The organism is Martelella sp. HB161492, from assembly GCF_013184775.1.
Classification (GTDB): Bacteria; Pseudomonadota; Alphaproteobacteria; order Rhizobiales; family Rhizobiaceae; genus Martelella.
In genome coordinates this window covers 326,307-352,420 of the sequence record NZ_JAATVV010000002.1, presented here as the reverse complement: position 1 = coordinate 352,420, position 26,114 = coordinate 326,307, and the positions used below count along the sequence as shown (strand labels likewise).

Sequence of the window (26,114 nt, the reverse complement as noted above, 5' to 3'; positions counted from 1 at the left end):
CGGTAGGACTGATGAAAAACTTGAAGTCGACAGGGCAAGGGATGCATCATATGGCGCGGCCGGTGCTTGCCGCAGCGCTTGGTGCAGCGCTCCTATCCGGCTGTGCCGTTCGTCCGACCAATGATACTTTTGCGCTTTCGGCGACGCCTGAAATCGCAACGGCAAGTGCCACGACCACAGCCACAAAGAAGCTCCAGATTCTCGTGCCAACACCGGGCGCGATGCAGGCTCTGGCGGGGCAGGATATCGTCGTGCGGCTTCCGGGTTCGGAGATCCGCTATCTCTCGAAGGCCCAGTGGGGCGACAATCTGCCAAACCTCGTTCAGGCCAACCTTGTTGCCGGTCTTGAGCGGACGGGTGCTTTTGGCGGTGTCGGCATGCCGGGGCAGGGCCTGGCGATCGACTATCAGCTTGTCGTCGAGATCCGTGATTTCTCGATCGATGCTGCAGGTGGCGGCACGGCCAATGTCTCGCTTGCCGTCAAGCTGGTTGATGATCGCAGCGGCGTCGTCAAGGCGCAGAATGTTTTCGACACCAAGGTGGGCGTCAACCCGACGGCCAGCAACGGCGTGCTCGTCAGCGCACTTGATCAGGCCTCGGCTCAGGCTACGTCTGCAATCGTGGCATGGGCCGTGTCGACGCTTTAAGGCGTTTCGGCTTTTCCTGAAGGCGCGAAAGCGCTCTGTTGCGTGTCGGGCGGCATGTCCGGCCGGAAAACCGCTCTTCCCGGAAAATCTGCTGTCGCATGGCCGGTCGCGTGTTGCGGGGTTCGGCACGCGCGGATCCGCCGATGCAGGACATGGCATTTGCCTGACAGATGCGTTCCGCCATCGCCGCTTTCAGCTTGCCTGACGCATGTGCAGGGCCTGCCTGGATTGCGGGATCGCAACAAAAAGGCGATCTATCTTATTGAATCTAAGCATCGTTCTTTTCGCTGACGCCATGCCTGTGCTTGTCACAGGCTGGGTCTGCACGGCGAAAGAGCGTCCAGTGCCCTGAAGAGCCTTGATCCTCGTGACGAGCACGGGGATGACGACGGAGGGGCCCACCGCAAACGGGCAATCAGCATGACCTTGTCAGCAATAGAAAGGCGCCCTGAGGCGCCTTTCAAATTCTTTGACGGGGTCTGGCTGCCTCAGCGCAGGCGCCCTGAGGCGTGGGCGAGCATGGTGTAGACCTTGCCGGTATCCGAGGTCAGATAGGTCTGAACGACGGCGCGGTCACGATGCTTATCCATGACATCGGCGAGCAGCTTTTCAAAATCGGCGATGTAGCGGTCGACGGCGGTACGGAAGTCGCGATCGCTTTCATATTTCGACTTGATCTCGTCGAAGGTGTGCTGGCCCTTCAGCGTATAGAGGCGCCGGGTAAAGATGTCGCGTTCGCCCTGCTGATAGCGGCGCCACAACTCGACCGATGCATCGTGATCGATGGCGCGGGCGATGTCGACGGACAGCGAGTTCAGCGAATCGACCACCTGATTTGGCTTGCGGTCGGCGGCGGACTGGCGCGGGGCGGACTGGACGCCGCGCGGGGCGCTTTCCTCCCGCGCCGCTGCGCGCAGAAGATCGCTGATCCAGCCGTCGCCGCTTGGTGCTGCCGATGCCGATGTTGCCTGACGCGGCGCCGCGGCGGCCTGGCCAGAGGTGGACGACAGGGATGGCATTGCTGCCGGCGCGGTCGTCGCACTGCCACGCAGCTGCGGCATGTCGCTGACCTGCGGCATGGAGGGGCGCTGGGGCAGGGAACCGGCCGGCGGGCTCATGCTCGGCCGTTCACTGCGTGCAGGAGCGACGTTTACAGGTGCCGGCTGGGCCTCGGGGGCCGGAGCGATCTGCTGGCGCGAGGCACTGATCAGGCCGGAAATGTCCTTCAATGCCCGAATCTGATCCTCGACGGCGCGGCGCATGTTAGTCGCCGATTCGCGAGCCTCTTCCGGCAGGTCGTGGATGCCGCGCTTGACTGCCATGCGGGTCGTGTCGAGTTCATCACGGATCTCTGTCGAGATCTTGCGGATTTCTTCCGTCGCACCGGCAAAGCGGCGAGCCGCATCCTCAACGGAGCCCTTCAGCGTTTCGCGGATGGTCTTGGCGGAGAGTTCCGATGCCTTGCCAGCCTCTGTGACGGTGCGCCCGACATCTTCCATGGAGGCGGATATGCCGGAGCGCAGACGCGTTGCCATGGCTTCGCTGTTGCGCTGGGTGTCGCTGATCGACGCGGCGACGGCTTCGGCTGCAGCCTTGAGGGCATGCTCGATCTCGCCGGAGCGTGCGGCAAGTTCGTCGGACAGCGCGCTGAGCGCCGTCTGCCGTTCGGCCAGCGTCGAGGACAGGCCCGACTGCGCCTTCTCGATAAGCAGCGATGCCTGGCTGAGGATCGACGAATGGCTGTCGATCCGGCTGGCAATATCGGAAATGGCCGAAAGCGCGCCGCTGCTCGACTGATCGAGACGTGCGATCTTGTCGTCGAGCATCTGGCCGGAACGGGCCAGGTTTTCGGCGGTATTGGCAGATGTTCCCATCAGCTGCTGTGCGGTCGAAGCGAGGCGGCGATCGGCGACGGAGAGGTCGGCCGAGGCTTTCTCGATCATCTCGCTGAGCTGCGACTGGCTGATGCCGAGCGAGTTGATCAGTGCCTTCACATTTTCCGCCAGCGCATTGCTGTCATTGCGCAGGCTGTCACCTGCATCCGCAGCGGCGCGGCTGATTTCCTCGGCTGCCTGGCGGCCCGTGCCGGCATAGCTTGCAATCAGCGGCCGCGCCTTCTGCTCGATCAGAGTGTTGAGGTCGCTTGCATGACCGGCGAGCATGGAATTCATGTCACGGGCACGCTCGTCCAGGGTCGTGCTGATGGCTGCACTGCGGGCCTGCAGGGCGCGGTCGACGGCGCCCAGCGTTTCCTCAAGCGCCCTGGTCTGCTGGCTGAGATTGACGCGGATGGATTCGCTGCGTTCGGCGACCTTGCGCTCGGTGTTCTGCAGTTCCTCGGCCAGCTTGTCGGTAGAGGTGTTCATCATCGCATTCAGATCTTCGGTGCGAACAGCAAGCTGCTGTTCGGCGCCGTTGATCGTCTGGCGGATGGCACCGACCTGGCTGTCGATGCGCTGCATCGTTGCGGCGATGATCTCGGCAATGCGGCTGCTGTTCTCGCTGGCGCTTTCACCGGCAGCCTCGGCCTGTGCGGCAAGCCGGTTCTGCAGATCGCTGGCGCGGGCGAAGATGCCGCTTGTGCTGCTTTCGAGGTTCTGCATGAAGGATGCGCTGGTGGCCGAAAGCTGTTCGGCGAAATCACGGCCGGCCTCTTCAAGAAGCATGCGGGCCTGTTCCGCTCCGGCATTCATGCTGGCTGAGGTTTCGGCAAGCGTGCTGCGCAGATCGCCGGTCAGGCGGCCGACCTGATCCTGCATCACCTGATTGACATTGGTAAGTCCGGCATCAAGGGCACGCTCCAGCGTGGAGAAGCGCTCACCGATATGACCGGCGCCATTGTCGATGGTCCGTTCCAGTTGATCGCGCTGGTTTTCGAGGGTTTCTGAGATGCGGTCGCTCGCGGCCTGGCCGGCATTCTCCAGCCTGCGGGTCTTTTCATCCAGCATTCCGGAAAGCCGGGTGTCGATCTGCGCGCCGGATTCGGCCAGAGCACGGGCATGGTTCGACAGCGTGTCGGAAATCTGCAGGCTGGCATTTTCGCTGGCCTGTTCGAACATCCGCGTCTGCTCGCTCATCACGCCTGCAACCCGCTCTGCCGTGCCGCGGCTTGCCTCTTCGACCTTGCCTGCATGGTGGGTGAGGGTCTGGTCGAGACGGTTCTCCGCATTGGCGGTAGCGGCGTCAAAGCGATTGGCGTGGCCGCTGAGGATCTGATCGAGGCGGTTTGCCGATTGCTCGCTCGTCTCATCAATCTGGAAGGCATGGGCAGCATAGGCGCCGCTGAGCCGCTCTTCATGCGACGACAGAAGGTTTTCCATGCGCTGAGCCGACTGCTCACCGGTATCGCTGATGCGTGCGGTATGGGCGCTGAGCGTCGCATCGATCTGCTGGCGGGCAGAAGCGGTCGTCGCGTCAATGCGACCGACATGGCTCTCCAGCGTGTGGTTGAGCTGGTTGCGGGCTTCGTCGCCAGCGCCGTCGATCTGCTGGGCGTAGTCGGAAAGCGCCGATGTCAGTTTTTCCGAAGCGTTGCGCGCTGAAGAATCAACAGAGGCGGCGTGACGGTTCAGAGCCTCATCCAGTTTCTCGCCGGTGGCGGTGATTGTGCTCTCGACGCGCTTGGTGCCTTCGTTGACCAGCGTGTTCAGGCTTTCGATCCGTTCATCAAGGCGCCCGGTATTGTCTGTCAGCGTCTGGTTGATGCCCTGGAAGGAGTTCTCGACCCGGCTGGTCATGGCTTCCGCCGACTGGCCAATCAGTCTGGCAGCCGTGCCGACCTTGTCGGCAATGGCACCGGCCGAACCGCGCAGGCGCTGGTCGAGGGCCTCGCCGGACTTGTCGATCATCTCGCGCAGGGCCTCTTCACGGCCTTCGAGCGACATTTCGAGCAGGCTGGTGGTTGCCGCCAGCGTGGCGCTGATATTGGTGGTTTCCTCAGTCAGCGTGGATTCCAGCTGGGCGACCTGCTGGGACAGGGCCGTCTCCATCGCCTTGCTGCCGCGCGCCATGGTCGCGTCGATACGGGTGTCGGCGTCGGTAATCTGCGTGTCGAGGTGTTCCAGACGGGAATTGAGCGTCTGGTCGAAACGTCCGATCCGCTCGTCCAGACTGCCGTCGAGCTGACGGATGCGCCCGTCCATGTTCTCGCCGATCTGACCGATGCGGTTTTCAAGCGTTCCATCGAGCTGCTGCAGGCGGCCGTCGAAGCTGTCGCCGATCTGGTTGATCCGGCTGTCGAAGCTCTTGTCGAACTCGCCGATACGGCTGTCGAGCTGGCCGATGCGGCCATCGAAACTCTGTCCGATCTGGTCAATGCGGCTGTCGAGATTGCCGTCCAGCTTTTCGATGCGGCTGTCGAGGCTCTGGTTGAATTCACCAATGCGGCTGTCGATCTGGCCGATACGACCGTCAATGTTCTGGCCGATCTGGTCGATGCGGCCGTCGAGATTGCTGTCCAGCTTTTCGATGCGGCTGTCGAAGCTGCGGTCGAATTCGCCAATGCGGCTGTCGAGTTTCTCGATACGGCCGTCAAAGCCCTGGCCGATATGGTCGATGCGCTCGTCGAGATGGCTGTCGAGCCTGGTCAGGCGGTCGTCCAGTGTCTGCTCGATGCGGTCGGTCTTGGTGTCGAGGGTGAAGTCGAGTTCGATCAGGCGGTCGCCAAGGGCGGTATCGAGTTCGCGGACCCGGCCGTCGAGGCTCTTGTCGAACTGCTCAATACGGCCATCAAGGCTCTGTTCCATGCGCTCGGCGCCGTCGCGCAAACTGGTCTCCAGGCGGGTCTGCTGACCCTCATAGGCTTCACGCAGGGACCTGCCACCTTCCTCAAAGGTCGTGGCGATGCGGCTTTCGACAGCCTCGACATTCTTGCTGAAGCTGTCGGAACGTTCGAAAAGCGTGCTTTCGATGCGGCTCGATGCTGTATCAAGCGACGAGGCGATCTGCCGGTGGCCCTGACCGAGCGTTTCATCGATACGGCTGGCGCCCGAATCAAGCGTCTGGGCAATGGCATCTTCACTGGTGCCAAGCGTTGCGGCGAGTGCCAGGGATTGTTCGGCAAAGCGCTGCTCGAAATCGTCGCGTGCGTTCGACAGCAGCGAATCGAGTGAGGAATTGCCCTCGACGATCGCCTGGTTGAGGCGGCCGAGATTGCTGTCGAGCCTGCTTTCAAGAGCATTGCTCTGCTCGTCGATGCCATCGGAAAAGCTTGTGAGGCGGTTGCCGAGATTGGCCGAGAAGCGGGTGATCGAGGCTTCGAGGCGCTGGTCGACGAAGTTGCCGCGCTCTTCGATCTGGCGATCGATCTCGGCACTGGCTTCGCCGAGCTGCTGATTGAAGTTTGCCTGGGTCTGGCTGATCGTGGCGGAAAGGCCGCCCATGATGCGGTCAAGCGCCTCGCTCATCGACTTCTCGCCTGTTTCGGCGGCATCGAGAAGTGCGCGGGCACGATTGGTCAGAATGTCGTCAAGTTCGCGGCTGCGCTCGGCAAGGCTGGCATTCAGCCGCTCTGCGTCCTGACTGAACGAGGCCGCTCTGGTCTCGAATTCGCCGATCAGCGCGCGGCTGGTATCCGTCATCTGCGACGTCATGGTTTCGAAGCGGTTTTCGAACAGGTCAGACAGCGAGGAGTGGGCGCGATCAAAGCTTTCCTGCAGCGAGGCGGAACGCTGATCGAGGCTTTCCTCAATCTTGTGAGCCGCTGTGCTGGACCGTTCCTCGATCTGCGCAGCGCGCGTTTCAAGCATTTCGGCAACGCCGTCGCCCGCGGTGCTGACCGTGCGGGTCAGTTCGTCCATGGCGGCGGAGACATCCTTGCGCAGCTGATCATTGGTGCCAAGAATCGATGTGCGCAGCCGTGCGGCGTGGTTGATCACGGCTTCACGCTCGGCGGAAAGCTCCTGCACCAGATTGCGAACGCGGATCTCGTTATCCGCATAGGAGCGTTCCAGTGCGTTGACTTCCGAATGGACCAGGTTTTCCAGTTCTGTCGCCCGCGCGATCGTGCGTTCGATGCCTTCATTCATGGCATAGACTTCACGGCGGACGGCCTGACCGACACTGCGAACCTGCTGAACACCCGTTTCATCCGGCTCTGCCAGGCGCAGCGCCACTTCTGCCATCGAGCGAGCGGCTTCATGCATGTCGCGCGCACGCGCCATCATGATGGTGGAGGCAAACAGCAGGAAGATCGGAATGAAGGTCAGGACGAGCGCGATGCCCATGCCGTCAATGGCGAAAATCGCGCGCAGCGATGGCGCCGCGGAAATTTCTGAGCCGAAAATCAGCAACGTTGTGCCAAGGCCGAGGATCAGCCAGATCACGGCAGCAATCGAAACGTTCTTCAGAACCGGAAAGATCGAGCGGCTGTCAAAGGCGCGCAATATGTTGTGTGTCGAAAAGCGGCCCGGATCGTTGGCGGGCTTGAATTCTGGCGATTTGGGATGGGACGAGGTGGCGCGCTTCGTCGCCTCGTTCTTTGGCGGTCGTGCCGGAGCGTCCTGCTTGTGGTGGCTGTCGTCAGAAGCGGCTGGCGCGTCGCGCTCGACCGCGGCGTCGGCTTGCTTTTGCTGCGGTTCGTCGCCTTCGGTCAGGTCAAATTCGAGCGCATCTTCCAGTGCACTGATTGCCTTCTCGTCAAGCGAGGTTTCGCCGAGTTGTTTAGCCATGAATACGCCTCGTGACACGCGATCCGCAGCCAGCCAGCCCCATTGAAGGGCTGGATCGCGTTCGGATCATTTCCTCTACTGCTTCACGCCCGACCGGGGAGATTCCCCTTCCGATACGCGCCGGAACCTTTGAGAAGATGGCCTTCTGCCGTCTTCGCAGGAGCCCGGAGAACCTGCCTGGAACCTGTTGAAACGGCAAATGTCTGCTATTTCAAGGGATTACCCTGTTTTCTAATGACATATTCACAAAATCCATACAACAAGGATCCGGTGTTCAGGAGCAGGGGCTTGCGGGCTGGACGGCCCCAAACGGAATTCCAGTGTCCAAAAACCAATCAAATTCCGACGTTTAACAAATATTAACCATAATACGCCTTTTGTGAGGCCTTTGCTTCGTTCACGGTTCTGAGCTGTGGACGGGTCGAAAGCGGTCGCTGGACCACCCATATTATATTGACTGTTTCCCCGAATTCCCTGAATTAGGCGCATAAACATGTCTGCCACTAAAATAATGCGGAAGTCCTTAAAATGCTGAAACTGACAATCATCGCCAATGACGACACGCCTTATGAACTCGACGTGCAGGAAGGGTCTACCGTCATGGAAAACGCGGTTCGCAACAGCGTGCCGGGTATCGAGGCCGAATGCGGCGGCGCCTGCGCCTGCGCAACCTGTCACGTCTATGTTGACGAGGCCTGGATCGAGAAGGTCGGCGAGCCTGAGCCGATGGAAGAAGACATGCTCGATTTCGCCTTCGACGTCCGCCCGAACTCGCGGCTCTCCTGTCAGATCAAGATGACTGGCGCTTTCGATGGCCTGGTCGTGCGCGTTCCCGAACGTCAAGGCTGATTTCAGCACAAGACGGGGTCCGTTCCTGTAAATGGCGCATGAAAAAGCCTCGCTTTCCGATGGGGGAACGAAAAGCGAGGCAAAGACGCGCCGTTCTTCAGGGGCTGAAAATCCGTAGGATTTTCCGGCGCGTCAAAATAAACGATGCAGTGCATCGGGTTACTATTAGTAATAGGGCTCTTTGTGGCGATAGCAAGGTTATCTAAGAAAAAAAATTCGCAGTGCATGCGTCGGTAAAGTTGACGCAAAATATAATGTAATCCTCGATTGCTATTTTTACGGTTATGCTTGCGTTGTCTTTGTCAAAAATACGCATAACTGGCGAGAAATTTCAACGAATGGTTGTTTTTAATCTAGTCTGATTGTTTCAGGTATTTTGGTGCTTTTTTTGGGTTGTGAAAATTTTGTTGACGTTGATCTCTGGTTGTTTTTCTGGCCCTTACCTGATTGCGCCAACGGTATGAGAATCGAGCGTCCGTTCCATCGACAGTTCGATCACGGGGATGAGCCGGGAAGCGCCAAACAGTGAAATGGTGATGTTGAGTCTGTCATCACCGTCAAGTGTGGTGATCAGCGCGCCGTCGATATTCTCGCGGCTGATATCCAGGACGGCCTGACGGGGGGTGACGCTGCCGCCGGTGACGTCGAGACCTTCGCCATCGGCGCCATCGAGGAAGCGCCCGGTAAAGCCCTGATCGTCCTTTTCGAAGATCGCCTCGACATGCTTGCTGAACAGGCCCGATCTGCAGCTGCCGTTAAGCGAGAAGCCAGTCTGCTGGCCGGCAAGCGGAGTGCCATCGAGAAAACAGGAAAAGCGCTTTCCCTTCATCGTGCCTTCGATGATTTCGCCCTTGCCTGACCATGCACCGGCGACGGCGGTGAAAAAGCTGCTGCCTTCGGATTCCGCCCTGGCTGGAAGGCTGCTTATCAGCAGGGCAACGGCAGCAAGCCGGATCGTTCCGGACCTGAATGTCGGCATGGTCATCTCCCGCTCACAGTCAAGGCGTGGGCGACCGGTTTCGGCCGTTTCGGAGCTCAGAGCATGCCTGCGATTGGTTAAGACTTGGTGTTGCCCGGATCGGGCCGTCCTTCAAGGTCGCGTTTCGCACCGGGTGCCAGATCGCCGATGAAATCGCCGATACCGGGGCGCTTCAATGCGCGGAATGGCATGGGGCGGCAAAGATCCATGGCGGCAATGCCGATTCGCGCCGTCATCAACCCGTTGATGACGCCTTCGCCAAAGCGGGCGGAGAGTTTCGAGGCGATGCCGTGACCCAGTACCTGCTGCACAAGGCCGTCGCCGACCGCAATCGATCCGGTGACCGCGAGATGGGCCAGCACGTCACGCACCAGCCGGAACATGCCGAGTGAGCCCGGACGGCCACCATAAAGCTCGGCCATGGCCCGTACGAGGCGGATGGATTCATAGGCGACATAAGCAAGGTCAACGACCGCACGCGGGCTGACGGCGGTGACGACGGAGACGCGTTTGGAAGCGCCGACGATCAGGCTGCGGGCCTTGAGGTCGAGCGGGCTCATCAATTCGCGTTCGGCAAGCTCGATCAGTTGCGGTGCGTCGACAATCTCGTCTTCGGTCTGTTTCAGGCGCTCGCGGCCGCGCGCGGTCTCGGGCTTGTGAGACAGCAGCGCTTCGAGCTCATGAACGACGGTGCGGGCTTTCTTCGGCTCGGCGCCGCCATGGGCCTCTGCGGCCCTGAGCTTGATGTGCTGGATCGCGCCAAGGCGGAAGATGGCGATCGCCTCGCGCACCAGAACAACCAGAACGGCGGCAACACCGACGACCACTGCGCCAAGGGCCAGCCAGCCGAGCCAGGGGGCGCGCTCAAACAGACTGCGTACCAGATCATCGAGCGCCAGGCCGATCGCCAGGCTGAGCACGATCGAGAAGGCAAGGGCGGCGAGCTTGGTGAATGTGAAGCGCCGCTTCTGCATGGTGACGACGTCGTCTTGTTCCGCCGCCATCGCCTCGCGGATGAAGGGATCATCCTCATCCGGTGTCAGCCGCACCGATGGCGTTTCGAAATGCTGCGGCCGGCGCGGTTCTGCAGGTGCTGCCTCACTCTTCTTTTCGGCACCTTCAAGATCAAAGGCGGCCGGCCGGCGGCTGTCTTTCTGGTCGCTCATCGCAGCCGGTCTCCCAATAGAAACTGCAGTGCCCGGTCAAGCCGGATATGCGGGATCGTCACATCGCCGCCTTCGTCTGCCGGTTCCAGTTCCGGCGGGCGGAACCGGATGGCGTTGATTTCGGCCAGCGGCTTTTGCGGCGCGCCGCCCTTTTTCAGCATGCGGAAGAAGGCATCCGGATTGGCGGGCAGATCACCCGGAAAAATGGCGGTCTTGCGGGTACCGTCAAACAATTCTCCGCCTATCTTCTCACCTGCGATCGGGGTGCCGACGATCACGGGCAGGATCGTCGCGCCATTTTCCACCGTTGCCTCGCGGGTGGCGCGCACTGAAGCTAGCGCCATGACCTCGATACCGGCGCCAGTGGCACCGATCCGCTTTGCCGCATCGTCAACGAGCTTGCGGGTCAGCCGTTCCAGGCGGTCATGGCTCTCGTGATGCAGATGATCGGCCTTGGTCGCCGCGATCAGCACGCGGTCGATCCGCCGGGCGAGAAGGGCTGAGAGCCAGGAGTTGCGCCCGGGCCGGAAGCAGGCCAGCACATCGGACAGCGCCCGCTCGAGATCGCTGACCGCCTCATTGCCGCGGCTCAGCGCCTGAAGCGCGTCAATCAGAACGATCTGGCGATCCAGCCTTGCGAAATGATCGCGGAAGAAGGGTTTGACCACATGGGCCTTATAGGCCTCGAAGCGCTTTTCCATCATGGCAGCAAGCGAGCCGCGTCTGGTCCGGCCTTCCGGCAGATCGGGGAGTGGCGCAAAGGTCAGTGCCGGCGATCCCTCAAGATCGCCCGGCATCAGGAAGCGCCCCGGCGGCAATGTCGAAAGCGAGCGCTCATCGGCCCGGCATGCCGCCAGATAGGCCGAGAAGATCTCGAACAGACGGCGCGCGGTCTTCTCGTCCGCCGGGGCGTTGTAGTCGAGGCCTTTGGCAAAAGCGAACCAGTCCTTCGCCAGATCGGCGCGGATGCCTTCGCTGGCCAGCGCCTGCGTCTTGCGGGAAAATTCGAAGAAATCCTGGCCGAGCAGCGGCAGGTCAAGCAGCCATTCTCCAGGATAATCAACAATATCAATGGCGATCTTGCCACGGGACAATAGGCGGTTCCAGCGACTGGTGCTTTCGAATTCAATCGTCAGGCGCAATTCGGAAATGGCACGGGTGGATTCTGGCCAGACGCGCTCGTCAAGCAGCCTTTCGATATGGGTTTCGTAGTCGAAGCGGGCGATATGTTCGTCTGGCTGCTCTTCCAGCCGCGTTGCCGCAATCCGTCCGGCGCGCATCGCCTCGAACATCGGCATGCGTCCACCATGCAGAAGATTATGCACAAGGGCCGAGATGAACACGGTCTTGCCTGCGCGCGAAAGTCCGGTCACGCCGAGCCTCAGGGTGGGCTGAATCATGTCGCCGGCCCGGTCGGTAATGTTGTCGATCGCGATGCGGGCGCTGTCGCCAAGGGAAATGCTGAGGGGCGTCAAGGGCAGGCTTTCCTATATTGCTGGACACAATATAGGAAAATGCCGGGCCGGAAAAAAGGCTTCATCTCGCGCCGTGCATCAAAGGGCCAGTTCCGCCGCATCGAAGAAATGCAGATGCTGCGTGCGGAAGGAAAGACCGATCTCATGGCCGCGAATGCCGGGCTCGATTTCGGCAACCCGGACGATCAGCCGCCCTGCCGTGCCGCAGTCGACATAGAGAAAGGTGTCGGAGCCGAGATATTCGGCAATCTCCACCCGGCCTTGGACCATGCCGTCGCCGGGTGTGACCACATCAATATGTTCGGGCCTTATGCCGAGCATGGTGGCTTCACCCATCTTCTGGCCGGGAAGAGGGCCGCCGCCGTGATCCGGAATGGCAAAACGCCCCGCGGATGTGGTGCAGGGCAGGATGTTCATTTTCGGCGAGCCGATGAACTGGGCGACGAACAGATTGTCCGGCCGTTCATAGAGATCGCGTGGCGTGCCGACCTGCATGATCTGCCCGTCCTTCAGCACCACGATCCGGTCGGCAAGCGTCATTGCCTCAACCTGGTCATGGGTCACATAGATCATGGTCGTGCCCAGCGTTTCGTGCAGGCGGGCGATCTCGAAGCGCATTTCAACCCGCAGTGCGGCGTCCAGGTTGGACAGCGGTTCGTCAAACAGAAAGCCCTTCGGCTCGCGGACAATGGCACGGCCGATCGCCACGCGCTGACGCTGGCCGCCCGAAAGCGCCTTGGGGCGGCGCTCGAGATAGTCATCCAGCCGCAGGATATCGGCAGCGCGCGTGACCTTTTCGTCGATTTCGGCCTTCGGACTGCCGGCGGTTTTCAGCGCAAAGCCCATATTGTCGCGTACATTCATATGCGGATAGAGCGCATAGGACTGGAACACCATCGACAGGCCGCGTTCGGAGGGCAGGCGGTCGGTGACATCGTCGCCATCGAGCAGGATGCGGCCGCGGCTTGTCTCCTCAAGACCGGAGATCATGCGCAGGAGTGTTGACTTGCCGCAGCCGGACGGGCCGACAAAGATGACGAATTCACCATCGGCGATTTCAAGGTCAATGCCCTTGATCACCTGGAGCTCGCCAAACCATTTTTCGACATTTTCAAGCCGGATGGCACCCATGTCGTGTCTCCTCTCAAGCCTTGTCCGCCCAGGCAAGGTGAATGGCCGCCGTCCAGGTGAACAGCTTGCCTCCCAGTCCTTCGCCGGTCAGCGGATCGAAATATTCATAAAAACCGGATTGCTCGACCACGCGGCTTGTGTCGTCGCGCAGCCGGTCGGACAGCGCCGCATGTCCCTGTTCGGCAAGGCCGATCGCGATCATGTAATTGACGACCGACCAGATCGGGCCGCGCCAGTAGCGCCGCGATTCAAACCGGCTGTCGCGCGGGTCCCAGCTCGGGAAGCCGAAGACGCATTCGTCCAGAATGGCAGTGATTTCTGACAGCAGCCGGCGGCGCTGTTCATCCGTTCCGGCATCGGCGTAGAAAGCCATGGCTGAGGCATTTGTCAGCGCCGTTGAAAGCGTGCCGGACCGCAGATCCTTGGCGACAAAACCGCCTGCCTCCTCGCTCCAGAAGGATGAACACCCCGCTTTGGCGCGCTTGATCCAGGTCTCGGCCTCGTTGCGAATGCCCGGCGCACCGAATTCATCGGCGAGTTGTGCCAGATCGTGATCGGCCCGCATCAGCGCGAACTGGACACAGGGGTCAACCATGAAAAACGGGCCGTTGCGGGCGATCTCGAGGTGATCCCAGTGGCAGTCATGCCCGAATTTCACGATGGTGAGGTAGCGGTTATATTGCTCCGCCGTCGGTCGTTCCGAGGGATCGACATGGGTGATGTCGCGGCGCGGCAGATCGCCGAGATCATCAGGCACCGCGATGGCATTCATGCCGACATCCCAGTCCGGGCAGTTGTCGCGTCCCGATTCCCAGGGGTGAATAATGCCGACGACACCGGTGTCGTCCGGATCGCGGAAATGGTGGAACCAGCGGTGATAGCCGATCAGCTTTGGCAAAAGCGCCTTGGCCCGGGCCCGGTCCATCGCGCCGCCGGTCTGCATCAGGCTCAGGATTGCGCTTGCCGCGACCGGTGGCTGAGAATGGCCGGAGGTTGGCGGCACGGTATTGGACTGCCACAGTTCGGGGCCGGGAAAATAATCCGGATCGGTCTTGTGGAAGATGATATGCGGCAGCATGCCGTCATCCCACTGGCCGGAGAACAGCGTCTCGATCTCCTCCCATGCGCGATTGCGGTCGAAGGTGGCAAAGCCGAGCGCGGCAAAGACTGAATCCCAGTTCCACTGATAGGGATAGAGCCGGGCTGTCGGCACGGTGTATCCGCCGCGATCATTGTCGCGCAGGATCGCCTTCGCCTGCTCCTTGAGGTTTTTTGGCATGGTTTATCCCTTGACGCTGCCGGCAGTGAGGCCCGAAACCAGAAAGCGCTCGAACCACAGGAAGATGAACAGCACAGGCACCGTGGCAATCACGGCGCCGGCCATCAGATGCTGGCGCGGAACTTCGGAGGAATTGAGCGAGACGACGCCGCGCGAGAGCGTGAACATGTTGATGTCGTCCAGAAACATGAAGGCGAAGAGGAATTCGTTCCAGGCAATCATGAAAACGTAAAGCGCAACTGAGGCAAGCGCGGGAAGCGCAAGCGGCAGGGTGATCTTGAGGATCACGCCGGGGCGCTTCAGCCCGTCCATCAGGCCTGCTTCCTCCAGTTCCGAGGGCAGGCCGCGGAAATAGCCCTGCAGCATATAAAGTGCGACCGGGATCGTGGTCGCCGGATAGACGATCATCAGCCCGACCAGCGAGTTGCGCAGCCCCACTTGCGAGAAGACCGAATAGAGCGGGATCACCAGCACGATCGCCGGCACCATGTAGATCAGCAGAATCGAGCGTGACAGAAAGGCCTGGCCGGGAAATTTCAGCCGCGCCACCGAATAGGCGCCGGGAACGGCGAAGAGCAGGGTGATGATGACGGTCGCCACCGAGACGATGGCCGAATTCATCAGGAAGGTGCCGAAATGATAGTTGGTGAACAGTTCGACATAGGAACGAAACAGGCTGCCGACACCTTGCGAAAGATCGAGCGAGAAATCGAGCGGATTGGAGATCAGCGACTGCTGGCTTTTCAGGCTGGTCATCACCATGACGTAGAAGGGCAGGGCAACGACGATGGCAAACAGCGTCAGGCCTAAGCCTTTGGCGACCCGCAGCATCACGGTTTCAAGGTGATAGCGGTTGAGCCGGCCCGAGGGCTGATCAAAAATGGCGGCGTGAATGGTCCACCAGGTCGACAGAATGAAGAGCAGCATGCCGATCACCTGCAGAGCTGCGAACTGATCGAAGGAAATGCCGAAGGGACGGCCGAAGGTGAGCGCCAGAAGCACGGCGGCAATGGCGATTAGCACGGCAATCTGCAGTGATGCGCCGCGCCCGTCCGGATTGGACCGGCTTCTGACCGGCGAAAGCGACATGATCGCCGCGCCGATGGCGCCGGAAAGTGCGGCGACGCCGACTGGCGGAGCACTGGGCGCGCCGGTGATCAGGGTCAGCACAAGGCCGAATACAATCATCCAGACCGCGCCCCAGACGGCGCCGGCAACAAGGGCGGCGAGGAAACCTGTTCCGATACGCATCAGCCGTCATCCTGTGGCGAGAAGGTGAAGAAAAGCAGAGAGAAGGCGAGCAGAACCGCAAAGACGACAACGGCGACGGCCGCGCCCGCGCCGAGATTGGATATGGCAAAGGCCTGCTCATAGACGTCGACGGTCAAGGTGCGCGTGCCAGCCCCTCCGCCGGTCAGCAGGAAGATGTCGTCGAACTTGTTGAAGGTCCAGATGAAGCGCAGCAGGAACAGCACTGCCAGAATGCCGATCAGCTGCGGCAGCGATATGTACCAGAATTGCTGCAGCGGCGTCGCCCCGTCAATTTCGGCCGCTTCATAGACATCGCTGGAAAGCGCCTGCATGCGCGCCAGTATGAACAGGAAAGCGAGCGGGAAATAGCGCCAGGCCTCAAAGGCAATGACGGTGGTGAGCGCCACCGGAAAGCCGAAGGTGAAACCGAAGAGACTGATATCGACGGAGCGCTGGCCGAAGAAATCGATCGGGGTGCCGATCATACCCGCCTGCACCAGAAGCGCATTCAGCGTGCCGGAATAGGGATCGAGCAGGATGATCCAGGTAAAGGCGACCGCGATCACTGGCGCGACATAGGGAAACAGGAACAGGCCGCGCAGCATGGAACGGCCGCGAAAATGCTGGTTGAGAAGCTGTGCTGCGAACAGGCCGAGGACGAGGGCGCTGAGCGTGCCGAAAACCGTGTAATAGAAGGTCACCCGGAGCACATGCCAGAAGTCGGATGAGGAGAAGACCTTGCGGTAATTGTCCAGCGTAAAGGTCATGTTGGTCAATACGTTATCGGCATCGCCAAAGCTTGCTGCTTCGCTGTCACGCGGATTGACCGGCTTGGCAATATAGGCCTCACCAGCCGTGACCTTGATCTTGATGTCCTCACGGAACCGCGCCGGAACGTCGCCCAGTCTACAGGTCAGGTCCTGACCCGAAAGCGTGCAACGCGGATCAAGATCGGAGACCACCAGACCTTCGGGCAGTGTATCGGTGAAGCCCGCTTCGGCGATGACGGCCTTTTGCGATGTGTTGCGCAGCCGGTATTCGATCTCGGCCGTGTCCCCGGCCGTGTCCAGCTTGCCGCGCAGGCGCTCATTGACCGAGAGCGTTGGTGCGCGCAGGTCGGACAGCTGAACCGGCTTGAAGGAAATCCAGAAATTGGCGATCAGCGGCAGCAGAACCACGGCCAGCACGATCAGAAATGTCGGGGCAAGCATACCATAGGCAAAGCGCATCTCGCGCCGTGCCATCCGCCCGAGCCTGTTGGGCGGACCTGCGTTGGTGGCGCTTTTGGCCGGCGCATCGGACATGAAAATGCCTTTCACTGAAGATGATGGACCGGGCGCCTTGCGGCGCCCGGCGCTGTCCGATCAGTTGATCTGCGAAAGCTCGTCATTCAGCTTTGCCACGGCATCGGGGCCGTCGATTTCGCCATCGATATATTCGCGGACGACCTGATTGAAGATCTGGGCATTGATCATCTTCGAAGCCAATGCCAGCTGACCTTCCTTCACGCCCCAGCGATTGCCGGTCTCAAGGCCGGTGACGATCTTCTGAACCGTTTCCGGCGGATAGAGATCGGCAAGCGGCGCCTTGCGATCGACACCGACAGGCAGTTTGGCCCAGCCGTCAACGAATTTCGTCGGCTCGGCTGCGGTGCCGCGACGGACCGGGAACTTGCCTTCCGGCGCCATGGACAGCGTGTCGAGATAGCCCTGATCCATCGAGAACTTGACGAAATCGGCGGCGATATCTGTGTTGGCATCCGCCGTCACACCGAGAAAGCGCACATCCGCCCAGGCCGAGCCTTCCGGATTTGAGGGGCCGGACAGCGTGGTGACGACATCGGTCTTCTGCGCCAGTTCGGTCGAGGTCGGATCGTCATTGATGGTCGGCGGCGCGGAATCCCGCAGGCCGGCAAGTTCGTCCAGAATGAAGGGCGACCAGATGATCATGGCGGCCTTGCCATCGAAATAGAGCGCGCGTGATTGCTGCCAGTAAAGCTCGCCGGCCGGTGATGCGTCGGCAAGTGTCTTATAGAAATCAAGGACTTCTATCGTTTTCTTCTCGTCAAGCGGCTTGAAGCCATTGGCATCGACAGGTGTGACGCCATTGGCGAGGAACACATGTTCGAGCACCTGGCTCATGAAGTTCTCGTCAATCTTGGTCGCGGCGACAAAGCCATACATATCCGGCGGATTGTGCAGGGCCTTGATGGCGGCCTCGATATTGGCGTAGGAATTCGGCGGCGCCAGCCCCTTCTCGTCGAAAAGGTCCTTGCGGTAGATGATCATCTGCGTCCAGCCGTCGACGGGAACAGCAGCGGTCATGCCGTCAAACTGTGCCATTTCGATCGGCCCCGGCGCGAATGTATCGGCGCCAAGATCCTTGACGATCTCGTCATCGGTCTCGACATCGAGAATGCCGGCTTCCGACCAGGGCAGCACATATTGCAGTGTGAGATAGATGACATCGGGCAGATCACCGGCGGCAAAGGCGGCGGTGGCGCGTGTGCCAAGTTCGCTTTCGGTGACCGGGATCACCTGAACGTCATTACCGGTCGCCTCCTTGAAGGCATCGGCAATCTGCTGCTGCTTGGCCAGTCGCTCCGGCTGTTCCTCGGTCGTCCAGAAGCGAATTGTGTCAGCATGAGCCAACGTAATACCACTTGCCGACAGCACGAGTGCTGCCGCCAACGGAGCAAGGATCCTCATCGTGTTCCTCCCACATTCCTCAAGGTGTCGCGGCCGGAGGATACCGGTCCGCTTGGCTACCGGAGCGAATGATGTCCCGAAATGCAGGTGGCTTTGCATTACTCCCCGCGCTTGGCCGCCTGCGCCAGTCGGTTGTATCCCAATTTGGATCCGGGACCGCTGCCGACGCAAAAACTTTACCGCGCATTGACGGTGAGTCAAGGCGAAGTGGTGTCAATTCAAGGGGCGGAATAAAGTGTCGAGGAAAATGATTTCAGAAAATGCCCGGAACGGGCAAAAGTTACGGGGTCAGGAATTCTGTCAGTTTCCACTGTGGGCTGTCGTCGGGCTTGCCCTCGGAAAGGCCGGTGAAGTCCAGAACCGCGACACCGGCGGTCGGGTAGCCATAAGGGCAGGCCCGGTTGAAGGCTTCATATCCGATCAGCATCAGAAGAATTTCCTCGATACCCGGATTGTGGCCAACCACCATAATGCTCTCATAGGAATCAATCTCCTCGATCATCTCGATATAGGTGATCGGGGCGGCCTGATAGAGATCATCGGAAAACTGCACACGCGGCGTTCTGCCGAGCGCACGGTAGGCGGCATCGGCGGTCTGCCGGCAGCGCATGGCGGATGACGACAGAATCAGATCCGGCTTGTACCCCGCCGCAGCCAGTCGCCCGGCAATATGCCCGGCGTCGATTTCACCGCGGGCCGAGAGCAGCCGGTCGTAATCGCGCATTGTCGGTTCCGGCCAGACGGCCTGTGCATGGCGTACGAGGAAGAGCCTGTGGGGAGGGGGCGTGATGGGCGTCATCGTCAATCTCAAAGAAGCAAAACGCTTCTGGGCTGGCCTGTTTTATCGAGGCGTCACGGGGTCGGGTCTTGTGTCGCATAGCTCAATGCGCCCAATGCCGAAAGATGGCAAGCGTCATTTCAGCAGGCGGGGCACGCTTCGGCGGTGTCACTGCCTTGCTGCGTCCTGTGGCGGTGGGCGGGCGCAGGATGACGTGAGAAAGGCGACGGCGCAATCCCCTTGTTGGCGCTCACATAAATATCAGTGCACCGTCAGACGATTCGCTGATTAGGTTGCGCTTCATACGGGAGAGAAATGCACGAAACCTGTGAAAAAAACGAATTTTGTGATGCCCATCAATGCAGCAGAATTGCATCGGAAATCAGGCTTTCTTTATGCGGGACACCGGGAGAAAACCGAAAAACTGAATTTTTTTCGCGCAAAACGACTGTAATTGACAAAAATATAGCATGGAAGCCTATTTTTTTGACAGTTTTGTAAATGCCCAAATCGAAAGCAAAGGCTTGAATGACGCGCCAGCTTTGACTATACACTCGCGGCGTGGGGTATTGTTCAGGAGAATGGCTTTGAACAAGAGCATTGACCTTAGTCGCTATGTTCTCTCCGATGACGAAGAGTTCATGAATCCCAATCAGCGAGCCTATTTTCGCGCCAAACTGATCGCCTGGAAAAATGACATCCTGCGCGAGGCCCGGGAAACGCTCGAAAATCTTGCCACGGAAAGTGCCAATCACCCTGACCTGGCGGACCGTGCTTCCTCCGAAACCGATCGTTCCATCGAACTTCGCGCCAGAGACAGGCAGCGCAAGCTCATTTCCAAGATTGATGCGGCATTGCGGCGTATTGATGATGGAACCTATGGCTTTTGTGAGGAAACCGGCGAGCCTATCGGTCTGAAACGTTTGGACGCCCGGCCGATCGCAACCTTGTCGATCGAGGCACAGGAACGTCACGAGAGACGCGAAAAAGTCTATCGGGACGAGTAGCATCACCCTCAAATAGCCGCGCTGATCAGGCGCGGCTATTTGCTTCTGGCGGCGCCTTTGGTCCGCCTGGCTGTCGATCGCGCGATCAGTTCGGATATCGGGCGGCGTATTCATCCGACGCCGTTTTCGCTGGGGGCGGCCTTTCCTTTTCTACAATGCGCATTTTCCCGAGCAGGCGAGATCTCAACGCGTGAATAGATGATTTGCGCGTGACGGGAAGCGGCGCGCGGCGCCGCCCCTTATGCCTATTGGGGTGGCACCTCGTTGATACTGACGTCGCCATTGCCTGACTTGCGTGCCTGATCGTCGCTATGGCGCGTGCCGATCGGGGCGGGAATGCGGGTTTCAAGCAGAATGTCGTTAGGGCCGCCGATCATCACCAGATGTTCGACATTGTCGCGGCGGATCAGCACAACCCGTCGCTTGGCATCGACGGCGGCAGCGTCAACCACCAGCAGCCGCGGACGCCTGTTTCGTCCACCGCGGATAAAGGGCGCCGGCGGACGATGGCGCAGCAAGAGCCAGATGCAGGCAATCGCCAGAACAATCACGACGATAGCGATCGCCGGATAATTGAAGATTGTCTCGTCAAACAGAGACTGCAGCATTTGCCCCCATGCTCCTTTCCAATTGTCACATTTCCGCTCAGATCGCCTTTGCGGCCCGGATCCCAGCAGCGAAGATTGATTGCCTCAATCCTGAGATGGATACCCTTTGGCTGATTCGACCTTTGAGGGTAATGATATGCTTCTTAATATATGGCCAAAAACTCAATTTGAGGCAATTGCCCGGAGATGACTTCCTGGCCGATTTGCCAAACTATTGCGGCAGGTGTTTGTCACCAATATGTGCGTGTTCTGGCGGCGGGACCTGGATCGGCGGAAGCGCATTTGCAGCCTCGATGCGGGGCGTGCGGCGACAAAACCCAAAATTAAGCTTTTTCGCCCATTTTCACCCCGACAATACTGTTGTTTCGCTCTGTCGGATTGGCTTATCTCCTCTGCAGGGCTGTTCCCCGTAAGATGGGGTTGCAAGTGTCGGCGCTCAGCTGTCGACAAGGAATGAGGACATCATGAAGGCGGTGAAGCCTGAGAAAGACGGATATGAACCGGTCGTGGTCAGCGGACGGTGGACGGGGTTTGCCCTGCGTGTTTTGTTGCTGATTCTTGGCTTGGCTGTTCTGGGTGGGCTCTATTTTCAGTATCGCACCTTTTTCACAGCGGAGACCTATCTGATCGCGCTGGCGGTACTGGCGGTGATTGGTGTGTTCTTTATCGTCTCGCTTGTCCTCGGCCTTGTGCGCATGTTCCCTTCCGACGGCAATCGGCTGGTTGCGAAGGGCTTTCTTGACCAGTATCCCGAAGCGGTGATCATCACCGATCATCGGGACCGGACTATCTATACCAATTCGGCCTATGGGGCACTGATTGGCGAAGCGGGCGCTGTGCAGAGCCTGGATACGCTGTTTTCGGCGGAGGCCGAAAGCGCTGAAAGCCTCTATCGCCTGAGCCATATCGTGCGCGGCGGGCAGAATGGTCAGGAAGAGTTTCGCCTTTCGCGCCCGATTTCCGCCCATCAGGGTAGTGCCGAAGATCCGCATTGGTATCGCCTGTCGGCCCGCTTCATGGCGGTCGAAAATGATCAGGGCCGGCTGCGCAATCATCACGTCTGGCAGGTGCGCGATATCACCGCGGAACGTCAGGATCAGGAACGCTATTTCCGCGAGTTGCAGAAGGCGATTGATTATCTCGATCATGCGCCGGTCGGCTTTTTCACCGCAAGCGGCGATGGAGCCGTCCAATATATCAATGCGACCTTTGCCGAATGGCTGGATATCGATCTCGCCGCTTTCGAGCCGGGCGCCCTGAGCCTCAGCGATATTCTGACCGGCGAGGATATGATGTTGCTGCGTTCGGTCTATGCGGCCCCCGGCGAGCGACGCAGCGAGAGCCTGGAAGTTTCGCTGCGCCTGCCAAGCGGGCGTCATATGCCGGTGCGGCTGCTGCATGATGTTACGACTGCGCGTGAAGGCAATATTGTCGAAAGCCGAACCGTCGTGCTCAAGCGGCATGACAATGAAAGCCTGGCGGGCGCCGGGGCCGAGCGCTTCTTCAATGATACGCCGATGGCGATTGCGACCGTGGCGCGCAATGGTGCGCTGATCGCAACGAATGGCCGATTCCTGTCGATGTTCAAGGATCTGATCCGGCGCGAGGATGTCGGCGCCAAGGCGCAGATCGCTTCGGTTATCGATGAAGCCGATCGTTCGAAAATGCAGGACGCACTTCTGGCCGCCGCCGACGGGCAGGGCGAGATCGTGCCCTTCGAAGCACGTTATGCGCTCGATGATGGTCGCCATTTCCGCTTTTTCGTGCATGCCAGCAATGGCGCCGATGATGCGGTCGCGCTTGTCTATGTGATCGACATTTCCGAGCAGAAAGCGCTTGAGGCGCAGATGGCCCGAACCCAGAAGCTGAATGCCGTTGGCACGCTTGCTGGCGGAATTGCACATGATTTCAATAATGTGCTGACGGCAATTCTTCTGTCGGCTGATCATCTTCTGCTGCAGTCACGTCCGGCAGATCCCGACTTTGCCGATCTTATCGAAATCAAGCGCAATGCCAATCGCGCCTCCCAGCTTGTGCGCCAGCTCCTGGCCTTTTCGCGGCAGCAGACCATGCGGCCTCAGGTGGTCGACCTGACCGATGTCATCGACGACATGCGCATGATGATCGAGCGGCTGACCGGTGGTGCCGACATCAAGCTGAAGATCGATTTCGGGCGTGATCTCTGGTCGGTAAAGACTGATCCGGGGCAGTTCGGTCAGGTCGTGACCAATCTTTGCGTCAATGCGCGCGATGCGATGCCTGAGGGGGGGACGCTGACGGTCAGAACCCGCAATGTTCCGGCTTCCGAGGTCGCTGCACTCGGCGCACGCGAGGTACCGGAGCGCGATTTTGTCATGGTCGAGGTGTCCGACACCGGAACCGGCATTGCGCCCGACGTACTCGACAAGATTTTCGAGCCGTTTTTCACCACCAAGGATGTCGGCAAGGGCACTGGCCTTGGTCTTGCCATGGTCTATGGCATCGTCACACAGTCAGGCGGTTTCATTCATCCGGTCTCCGAGATCGGCAAGGGGACCAGGTTTCTCATCCTGCTGCCGCGGCATCAGCGCGATGCGGCCGCTGCTGCCACGCATCAGCATCAGCCAACCGATCACAAGGGGGTTCCGATCAACGCGGCTTTCTCCGAAGCTGCCGCCGATGACGATGAGGCACCGGTTCGCGAAGCGGACATGGACATGACCGGCCAGTCGGCCGTTGTGCTGCTGGTCGAGGATGAAGACGCCGTACGCCGCTCCGGAAAGCGGATGCTGGAAATGCGGGGCTTTACCGTCCACGAAGCCGATACCGGCGTTCATGCGCTGAAGATTCTCGGGGAGCTGGGGGGCAAGGTCGATATCGTCGTGTCGGACGTCGTCATGCCGGAAATGGATGGTCCGACGCTGCTGCGCGAGGCGCGCAAGGATTATCCGGAGCTGAAGTTCATTTTCGTTTCGGGTTATGCCGATGATGCCTTCGCCAAGAACCTGCCCGAGGACGCCAAGTTCGGCTTCCTTCCCAAGCCCTATAATCTGAAGCAGCTCGTCGCATCCGTCTGGGAAATGCTGCGAGAGGGGTGAGGGACCGCCTCAGATATGCATGGTCGAGAGCATGAACGGCGATGATTCTGCCGGGAAGGGACCGCGCACCATGTGGCCGCGATGAACCGGGGCCAGAGGGGTTGCATCGGGGGCGATCAGATCCGCTGTCATGCGCAGTTCGAAGGTGCTGCCGGCGATCCCGAGTGCGGCCGCGATGTCCTGAAGCGGGGGCGGGGCAGGTGAGAGCACATCGAGAAGGACCACCGGGGCGGCGGCCGGGCGTTTCAGCGCCACCACGGTTTCAAGGTGCTGCAGGTGGACGAGTTCGATCGTCCCGTCCGTAAACGCCTTGAGCAGGAAGAGGGCCGGATGATCCGTGGCCGATGCCCGAAGCGATGTCGGGGCGCGGCGTCTGAAGAGATCGACCACGAGGCGGAGATCCGCATCATCGGCAAGCGAGAGCGCGCGTGCGTCCCTGAGACCAGGAACAGGATCAGGCGTGGCGATGCAGGCGTGTTCCTGAAGCGGACGAAAGCCGAAGCGCGCATAGAGTGCCGGACTGTCGGTCATCAGGATCACCAGGCCGACCCGTTCATCGGCAAAGGCGAGCGCCCGGGTCATCAGGTCGAAAAACAGGCCGCGGCGGCGGAATTCAGGGCGCACGGCGACCGACTGCACGCCGAAGGCCTCGGTCCTTTGCCCGCAAAGCCAGAGCACCCGCCTGAAAAGGCTCACATTGGCAATCAGCCGGTCGCCCTGCCACCAGCCGAAGGCGATGACGTCCGGATTGTGGCCGAGCCGGTCGAGCGGGGTGATGTCGAGCCCGAAGATATCGCCGATCAGGCTCTTCAGTGCTGCGCGCCCTTCCGGCGTGCGGCCGTAGTCATTGCGGAAGATGAGTTCATGCATTCAAAGGCTCCGGACGGAAGGCGCGAGGGGTCGGGCGAGATTAGATGACGATGCTGGCGATGCAAACAGCGAATGTGCCGCCTCTTGTCAGAATACCGCAAATCGCCTATCTACCCGTCATCGCGAAAAACGATTGCCTCCGCATCGATGCCGGGGCCTTCGCGCACAAGCCGGGCCCCGATGGACCGGCCAGCGTTTCCTGACAACCAGGCCCGACAGGATCGGGCATTGCCGCGCGCATGGAGCCCCCATGCCTGACGCGGCGCGAGCGCTTTGATGAAGACACCTCTTGCCATCCTGCTATCAACCGTCGTTCTCGATGCCATGGGCATCGGGCTCATTTTCCCCATTCTGCCCTCGCTCATCCAGTCGGTGACGCATCGAAGCGATATCGCACTTTCGATCGGCGCTCTGGCCGCACTTTATGCCGCGATGCAGTTCATCTTCGCCCCGGTGCTCGGAGCGCTCAGCGATCGCTTCGGGCGAAGACCCGTGCTCATGGTTTCGCTTGGTGGTGCGGTGGTGAACTACCTCTTTCTCGCGTTCGCCCCTTCGCTGCCGCTCATCTTTCTCGGGCGCGCGATTGCCGGGCTGACGGCGGCAACGGTCGCCGTTGCATCTGCCGCATTAACCGACATTTCGGACGAGGGCGCACGCGCCGGCCGTTTCGGCCTCCTCAACGCGATGTTCGGCATCGGCTTCATCGCCGGGCCGGTGCTGGGCGGGATGCTCGGAGACCATTGGCTGCGCCTGCCGTTTCTGGCCGCCGCCGGCCTCAACGCCGCCAACCTCCTGCTCGCGGTTTTCGTGCTGCCGGAGACGCGGAAAGGTCAGTCTGCGCCGATCACGCTCACCGCGTTCAACCCGCTCCGCCCGCTTGTCCGGCTGGTGCGCGCTCCGGCGCTCCTGCCGATGGTGCTGGTTTTCTTCGTCTTCAGTGCGGCCGGTGAGGCCTATGGCGTCTGCTGGGCGCTCTGGGGCGCGGATGCCTTCGGCTGGAGTGGCTTCATGATCGGCGTCTCGCTCGGTATGTTCGGGCTCTGCCAGATGCTGGTGCAGGCGCTTCTGCCGGGACGGGCAACCCGCCTCCTCGGCGCCCGCGGTGCCGTCCTTTCCGGCATTGCTGCCTTTGCGCTGGCGCTCATCGGGCTTGCTTTTGTCCCTCGCGGCTTCCTCGTCTTCCTTCTCATGCCGCTCGTCGCGCTCGGCAGTGTCGGGGTGCCGGCGCTGCAGGCGCTGGCGACTGAGAAGGTCTCCGCCGAACGACAGGGGGAACTGCAGGGCGTGCTCGCCTCCGCCGTCAGCCTTGCCTCGGTCATCGCGCCGCTCGCCTTCGCTCGCGTTTACGCGTTTCTCCGCCCGGAATGGCCGGGCGCCATCTGGCTTGCCGTTGCCACCGTCTATGTCGCTGCCATCCCGGTCGTCTTCTTTGCCACTGCCCGTTCATCGCGCAGCGACGCCTGATCAGTTGCTCTTTGGAGACGTTCCCGTGAAAGCGGTTCAATATGATCGCTATGGCGGTCCCGAAGTCATGAGGGTGTTGATGTCGAAACGCCGCATGCTCGGCTGATTGGGGGGGCATATTCACCGGAACGGAGAAGGGCGGCCTGAGCCGCCCCGT

General features: G+C 60.4%; 18 protein-coding genes. 6 read left to right on the top strand and 12 right to left on the bottom strand.

Features of this window, described 5'->3' with window-relative positions:
- Positions 1–50 precede the first annotated feature (50 nt).
- On the top strand, positions 51–647 hold the full coding sequence (locus HCK86_RS04515) for an ABC-type transport auxiliary lipoprotein family protein (RefSeq protein WP_246739449.1): 597 nt from the start codon (positions 51–53) through the stop codon (positions 645–647).
- 488 nt (positions 648–1,135) lie between these two features.
- Here the strand turns inward: HCK86_RS04515 and HCK86_RS04510 are convergent, their stop codons facing one another.
- Complete coding sequence (locus HCK86_RS04510; protein ID WP_176083273.1) at positions 1,136–7,315, bottom strand: hypothetical protein; 6,180 nt, start codon at positions 7,313–7,315, stop codon at positions 1,136–1,138.
- Positions 7,316–7,843: 528 nt separating this feature from the next.
- On the opposite strand from HCK86_RS04510, the gene HCK86_RS04505 reads away from it, so the two are divergent.
- A complete protein-coding gene (locus tag HCK86_RS04505) occupies positions 7,844–8,164 on the top strand; it encodes a 2Fe-2S iron-sulfur cluster-binding protein (RefSeq protein WP_176083272.1) in 321 nt (106 codons plus the stop codon).
- Between the two features lie 439 nt (positions 8,165–8,603).
- On the opposite strand, the gene HCK86_RS04500 is transcribed toward HCK86_RS04505, so the two are convergent.
- The 9 genes from HCK86_RS04500 to HCK86_RS04460 form a co-directional block, all read right to left on the bottom strand.
- Positions 8,604–9,143 (bottom strand): hypothetical protein, encoded by a 540-nt coding sequence (locus tag HCK86_RS04500; protein WP_176083271.1) that lies wholly within the window; start codon positions 9,141–9,143, stop codon positions 8,604–8,606.
- 77 nt (positions 9,144–9,220) lie between these two features.
- Positions 9,221–10,309, bottom strand: a complete 1,089-nt coding sequence (locus tag HCK86_RS04495; RefSeq protein ID WP_176083270.1) for a TIGR01620 family protein — start codon at positions 10,307–10,309, stop codon at positions 9,221–9,223.
- Positions 10,306–11,784 carry a YcjX family protein gene (locus tag HCK86_RS04490; RefSeq protein WP_246739448.1) on the bottom strand — a complete coding sequence of 493 codons (1,479 nt, stop codon included), beginning with the start codon at positions 11,782–11,784 and terminating at the stop codon, positions 10,306–10,308. The genes HCK86_RS04495 and HCK86_RS04490 overlap by 4 nt, the downstream gene beginning before the upstream one ends.
- A 78-nt stretch (positions 11,785–11,862) precedes the next feature.
- Positions 11,863–12,915: an ABC transporter ATP-binding protein gene (locus HCK86_RS04485; RefSeq protein ID WP_176083269.1), complete on the bottom strand. Its 1,053-nt coding sequence runs from the start codon at positions 12,913–12,915 to the stop codon at positions 11,863–11,865.
- Between the two features lie 13 nt (positions 12,916–12,928).
- Complete coding sequence (locus HCK86_RS04480; protein WP_176083268.1) at positions 12,929–14,194, bottom strand: hypothetical protein; 1,266 nt, start codon at positions 14,192–14,194, stop codon at positions 12,929–12,931.
- Between the two features lie 3 nt (positions 14,195–14,197).
- Positions 14,198–15,445 (bottom strand): carbohydrate ABC transporter permease, encoded by a 1,248-nt coding sequence (locus tag HCK86_RS04475; protein ID WP_176083267.1) that lies wholly within the window; start codon positions 15,443–15,445, stop codon positions 14,198–14,200.
- The gene (locus tag HCK86_RS04470) at positions 15,445–16,749 is read right to left on the bottom strand and encodes a sugar ABC transporter permease (protein ID WP_210259810.1); all 1,305 of its coding nucleotides are present in this window, start codon (positions 16,747–16,749) and stop codon (positions 15,445–15,447) included. Before HCK86_RS04470 ends, HCK86_RS04475 begins: the two co-directional genes overlap by 1 nt.
- A gap of 60 nt (positions 16,750–16,809) precedes the next feature.
- Positions 16,810–18,153 (bottom strand): extracellular solute-binding protein, encoded by a 1,344-nt coding sequence (locus tag HCK86_RS04465; RefSeq protein ID WP_176083266.1) that lies wholly within the window; start codon positions 18,151–18,153, stop codon positions 16,810–16,812.
- 280 nt (positions 18,154–18,433) lie between these two features.
- Positions 18,434–18,952, bottom strand: a complete 519-nt coding sequence (locus tag HCK86_RS04460) for a histidine phosphatase family protein (protein WP_176083265.1) — start codon at positions 18,950–18,952, stop codon at positions 18,434–18,436.
- Between the two features lie 566 nt (positions 18,953–19,518).
- On the opposite strand from HCK86_RS04460, the gene dksA reads away from it, so the two are divergent.
- Positions 19,519–19,938, top strand: a complete 420-nt coding sequence (dksA, locus tag HCK86_RS04455) for an RNA polymerase-binding protein DksA (RefSeq protein ID WP_141149558.1) — start codon at positions 19,519–19,521, stop codon at positions 19,936–19,938.
- Positions 19,939–20,183: 245 nt separating this feature from the next.
- Here dksA and HCK86_RS04450 read toward each other — a convergent pair whose 3' ends face one another.
- Positions 20,184–20,546 (bottom strand): flagellar biosynthetic protein FliO, encoded by a 363-nt coding sequence (locus HCK86_RS04450; RefSeq protein ID WP_176083264.1) that lies wholly within the window; start codon positions 20,544–20,546, stop codon positions 20,184–20,186.
- A 464-nt stretch (positions 20,547–21,010) separates the two neighbouring features.
- Here HCK86_RS04450 and HCK86_RS04445 point away from each other — a divergent pair, with 464 nt between their 5' ends.
- The gene (locus tag HCK86_RS04445) at positions 21,011–23,623 is read left to right on the top strand and encodes an ATP-binding protein (RefSeq protein WP_176083263.1); all 2,613 of its coding nucleotides are present in this window, start codon (positions 21,011–21,013) and stop codon (positions 23,621–23,623) included.
- A gap of 9 nt (positions 23,624–23,632) precedes the next feature.
- Here HCK86_RS04445 and HCK86_RS04440 read toward each other — a convergent pair whose 3' ends face one another.
- On the bottom strand, positions 23,633–24,493 hold the full coding sequence (locus HCK86_RS04440) for a GNAT family N-acetyltransferase (protein ID WP_176083262.1): 861 nt from the start codon (positions 24,491–24,493) through the stop codon (positions 23,633–23,635).
- Between the two features lie 44 nt (positions 24,494–24,537).
- Here HCK86_RS04440 and HCK86_RS04435 point away from each other — a divergent pair, with 44 nt between their 5' ends.
- Both HCK86_RS04435 and HCK86_RS04430 read left to right on the top strand, forming a co-directional pair.
- Positions 24,538–24,696 carry a hypothetical protein gene (locus HCK86_RS04435; protein ID WP_176083261.1) on the top strand — a complete coding sequence of 53 codons (159 nt, stop codon included), beginning with the start codon at positions 24,538–24,540 and terminating at the stop codon, positions 24,694–24,696.
- A gap of 73 nt (positions 24,697–24,769) precedes the next feature.
- Complete coding sequence (locus tag HCK86_RS04430) at positions 24,770–25,957, top strand: TCR/Tet family MFS transporter (protein ID WP_176083260.1); 1,188 nt, start codon at positions 24,770–24,772, stop codon at positions 25,955–25,957.
- Positions 25,958–26,114: the final 157 nt, after the last annotated feature.

Coding starts and splice junctions, on each gene's coding strand:
- HCK86_RS04500 (WP_176083271.1), bottom strand. CDS start 9,143: ATGCCGACATTCAGGTCCGGAACGATCCGGCTTGCTGCCGTTGCCCTG.
- HCK86_RS04450 (WP_176083264.1), bottom strand. CDS start 20,546: ATGCTGCAGTCTCTGTTTGACGAGACAATCTTCAATTATCCGGCGATC.
- HCK86_RS04460 (WP_176083265.1), bottom strand. CDS start 18,952: ATGACGCCCATCACGCCCCCTCCCCACAGGCTCTTCCTCGTACGCCAT.
- HCK86_RS04470 (WP_210259810.1), bottom strand. CDS start 16,749: ATGTCCGATGCGCCGGCCAAAAGCGCCACCAACGCAGGTCCGCCCAAC.
- HCK86_RS04430 (WP_176083260.1), top strand. CDS start 24,770: ATGAAGACACCTCTTGCCATCCTGCTATCAACCGTCGTTCTCGATGCC.
- HCK86_RS04480 (WP_176083268.1), bottom strand. CDS start 14,194: ATGCCAAAAAACCTCAAGGAGCAGGCGAAGGCGATCCTGCGCGACAAT.
- HCK86_RS04515 (WP_246739449.1), top strand. CDS start 51: ATGGCGCGGCCGGTGCTTGCCGCAGCGCTTGGTGCAGCGCTCCTATCC.
- HCK86_RS04505 (WP_176083272.1), top strand. CDS start 7,844: ATGCTGAAACTGACAATCATCGCCAATGACGACACGCCTTATGAACTC.
- HCK86_RS04445 (WP_176083263.1), top strand. CDS start 21,011: ATGAAGGCGGTGAAGCCTGAGAAAGACGGATATGAACCGGTCGTGGTC.
- HCK86_RS04435 (WP_176083261.1), top strand. CDS start 24,538: ATGACGATGCTGGCGATGCAAACAGCGAATGTGCCGCCTCTTGTCAGA.
- HCK86_RS04465 (WP_176083266.1), bottom strand. CDS start 18,153: ATGAGGATCCTTGCTCCGTTGGCGGCAGCACTCGTGCTGTCGGCAAGT.
- HCK86_RS04510 (WP_176083273.1), bottom strand. CDS start 7,315: ATGGCTAAACAACTCGGCGAAACCTCGCTTGACGAGAAGGCAATCAGT.
- HCK86_RS04440 (WP_176083262.1), bottom strand. CDS start 24,493: ATGCATGAACTCATCTTCCGCAATGACTACGGCCGCACGCCGGAAGGG.
- HCK86_RS04485 (WP_176083269.1), bottom strand. CDS start 12,915: ATGGGTGCCATCCGGCTTGAAAATGTCGAAAAATGGTTTGGCGAGCTC.
- HCK86_RS04495 (WP_176083270.1), bottom strand. CDS start 10,309: ATGAGCGACCAGAAAGACAGCCGCCGGCCGGCCGCCTTTGATCTTGAA.
- HCK86_RS04475 (WP_176083267.1), bottom strand. CDS start 15,445: ATGCGTATCGGAACAGGTTTCCTCGCCGCCCTTGTTGCCGGCGCCGTC.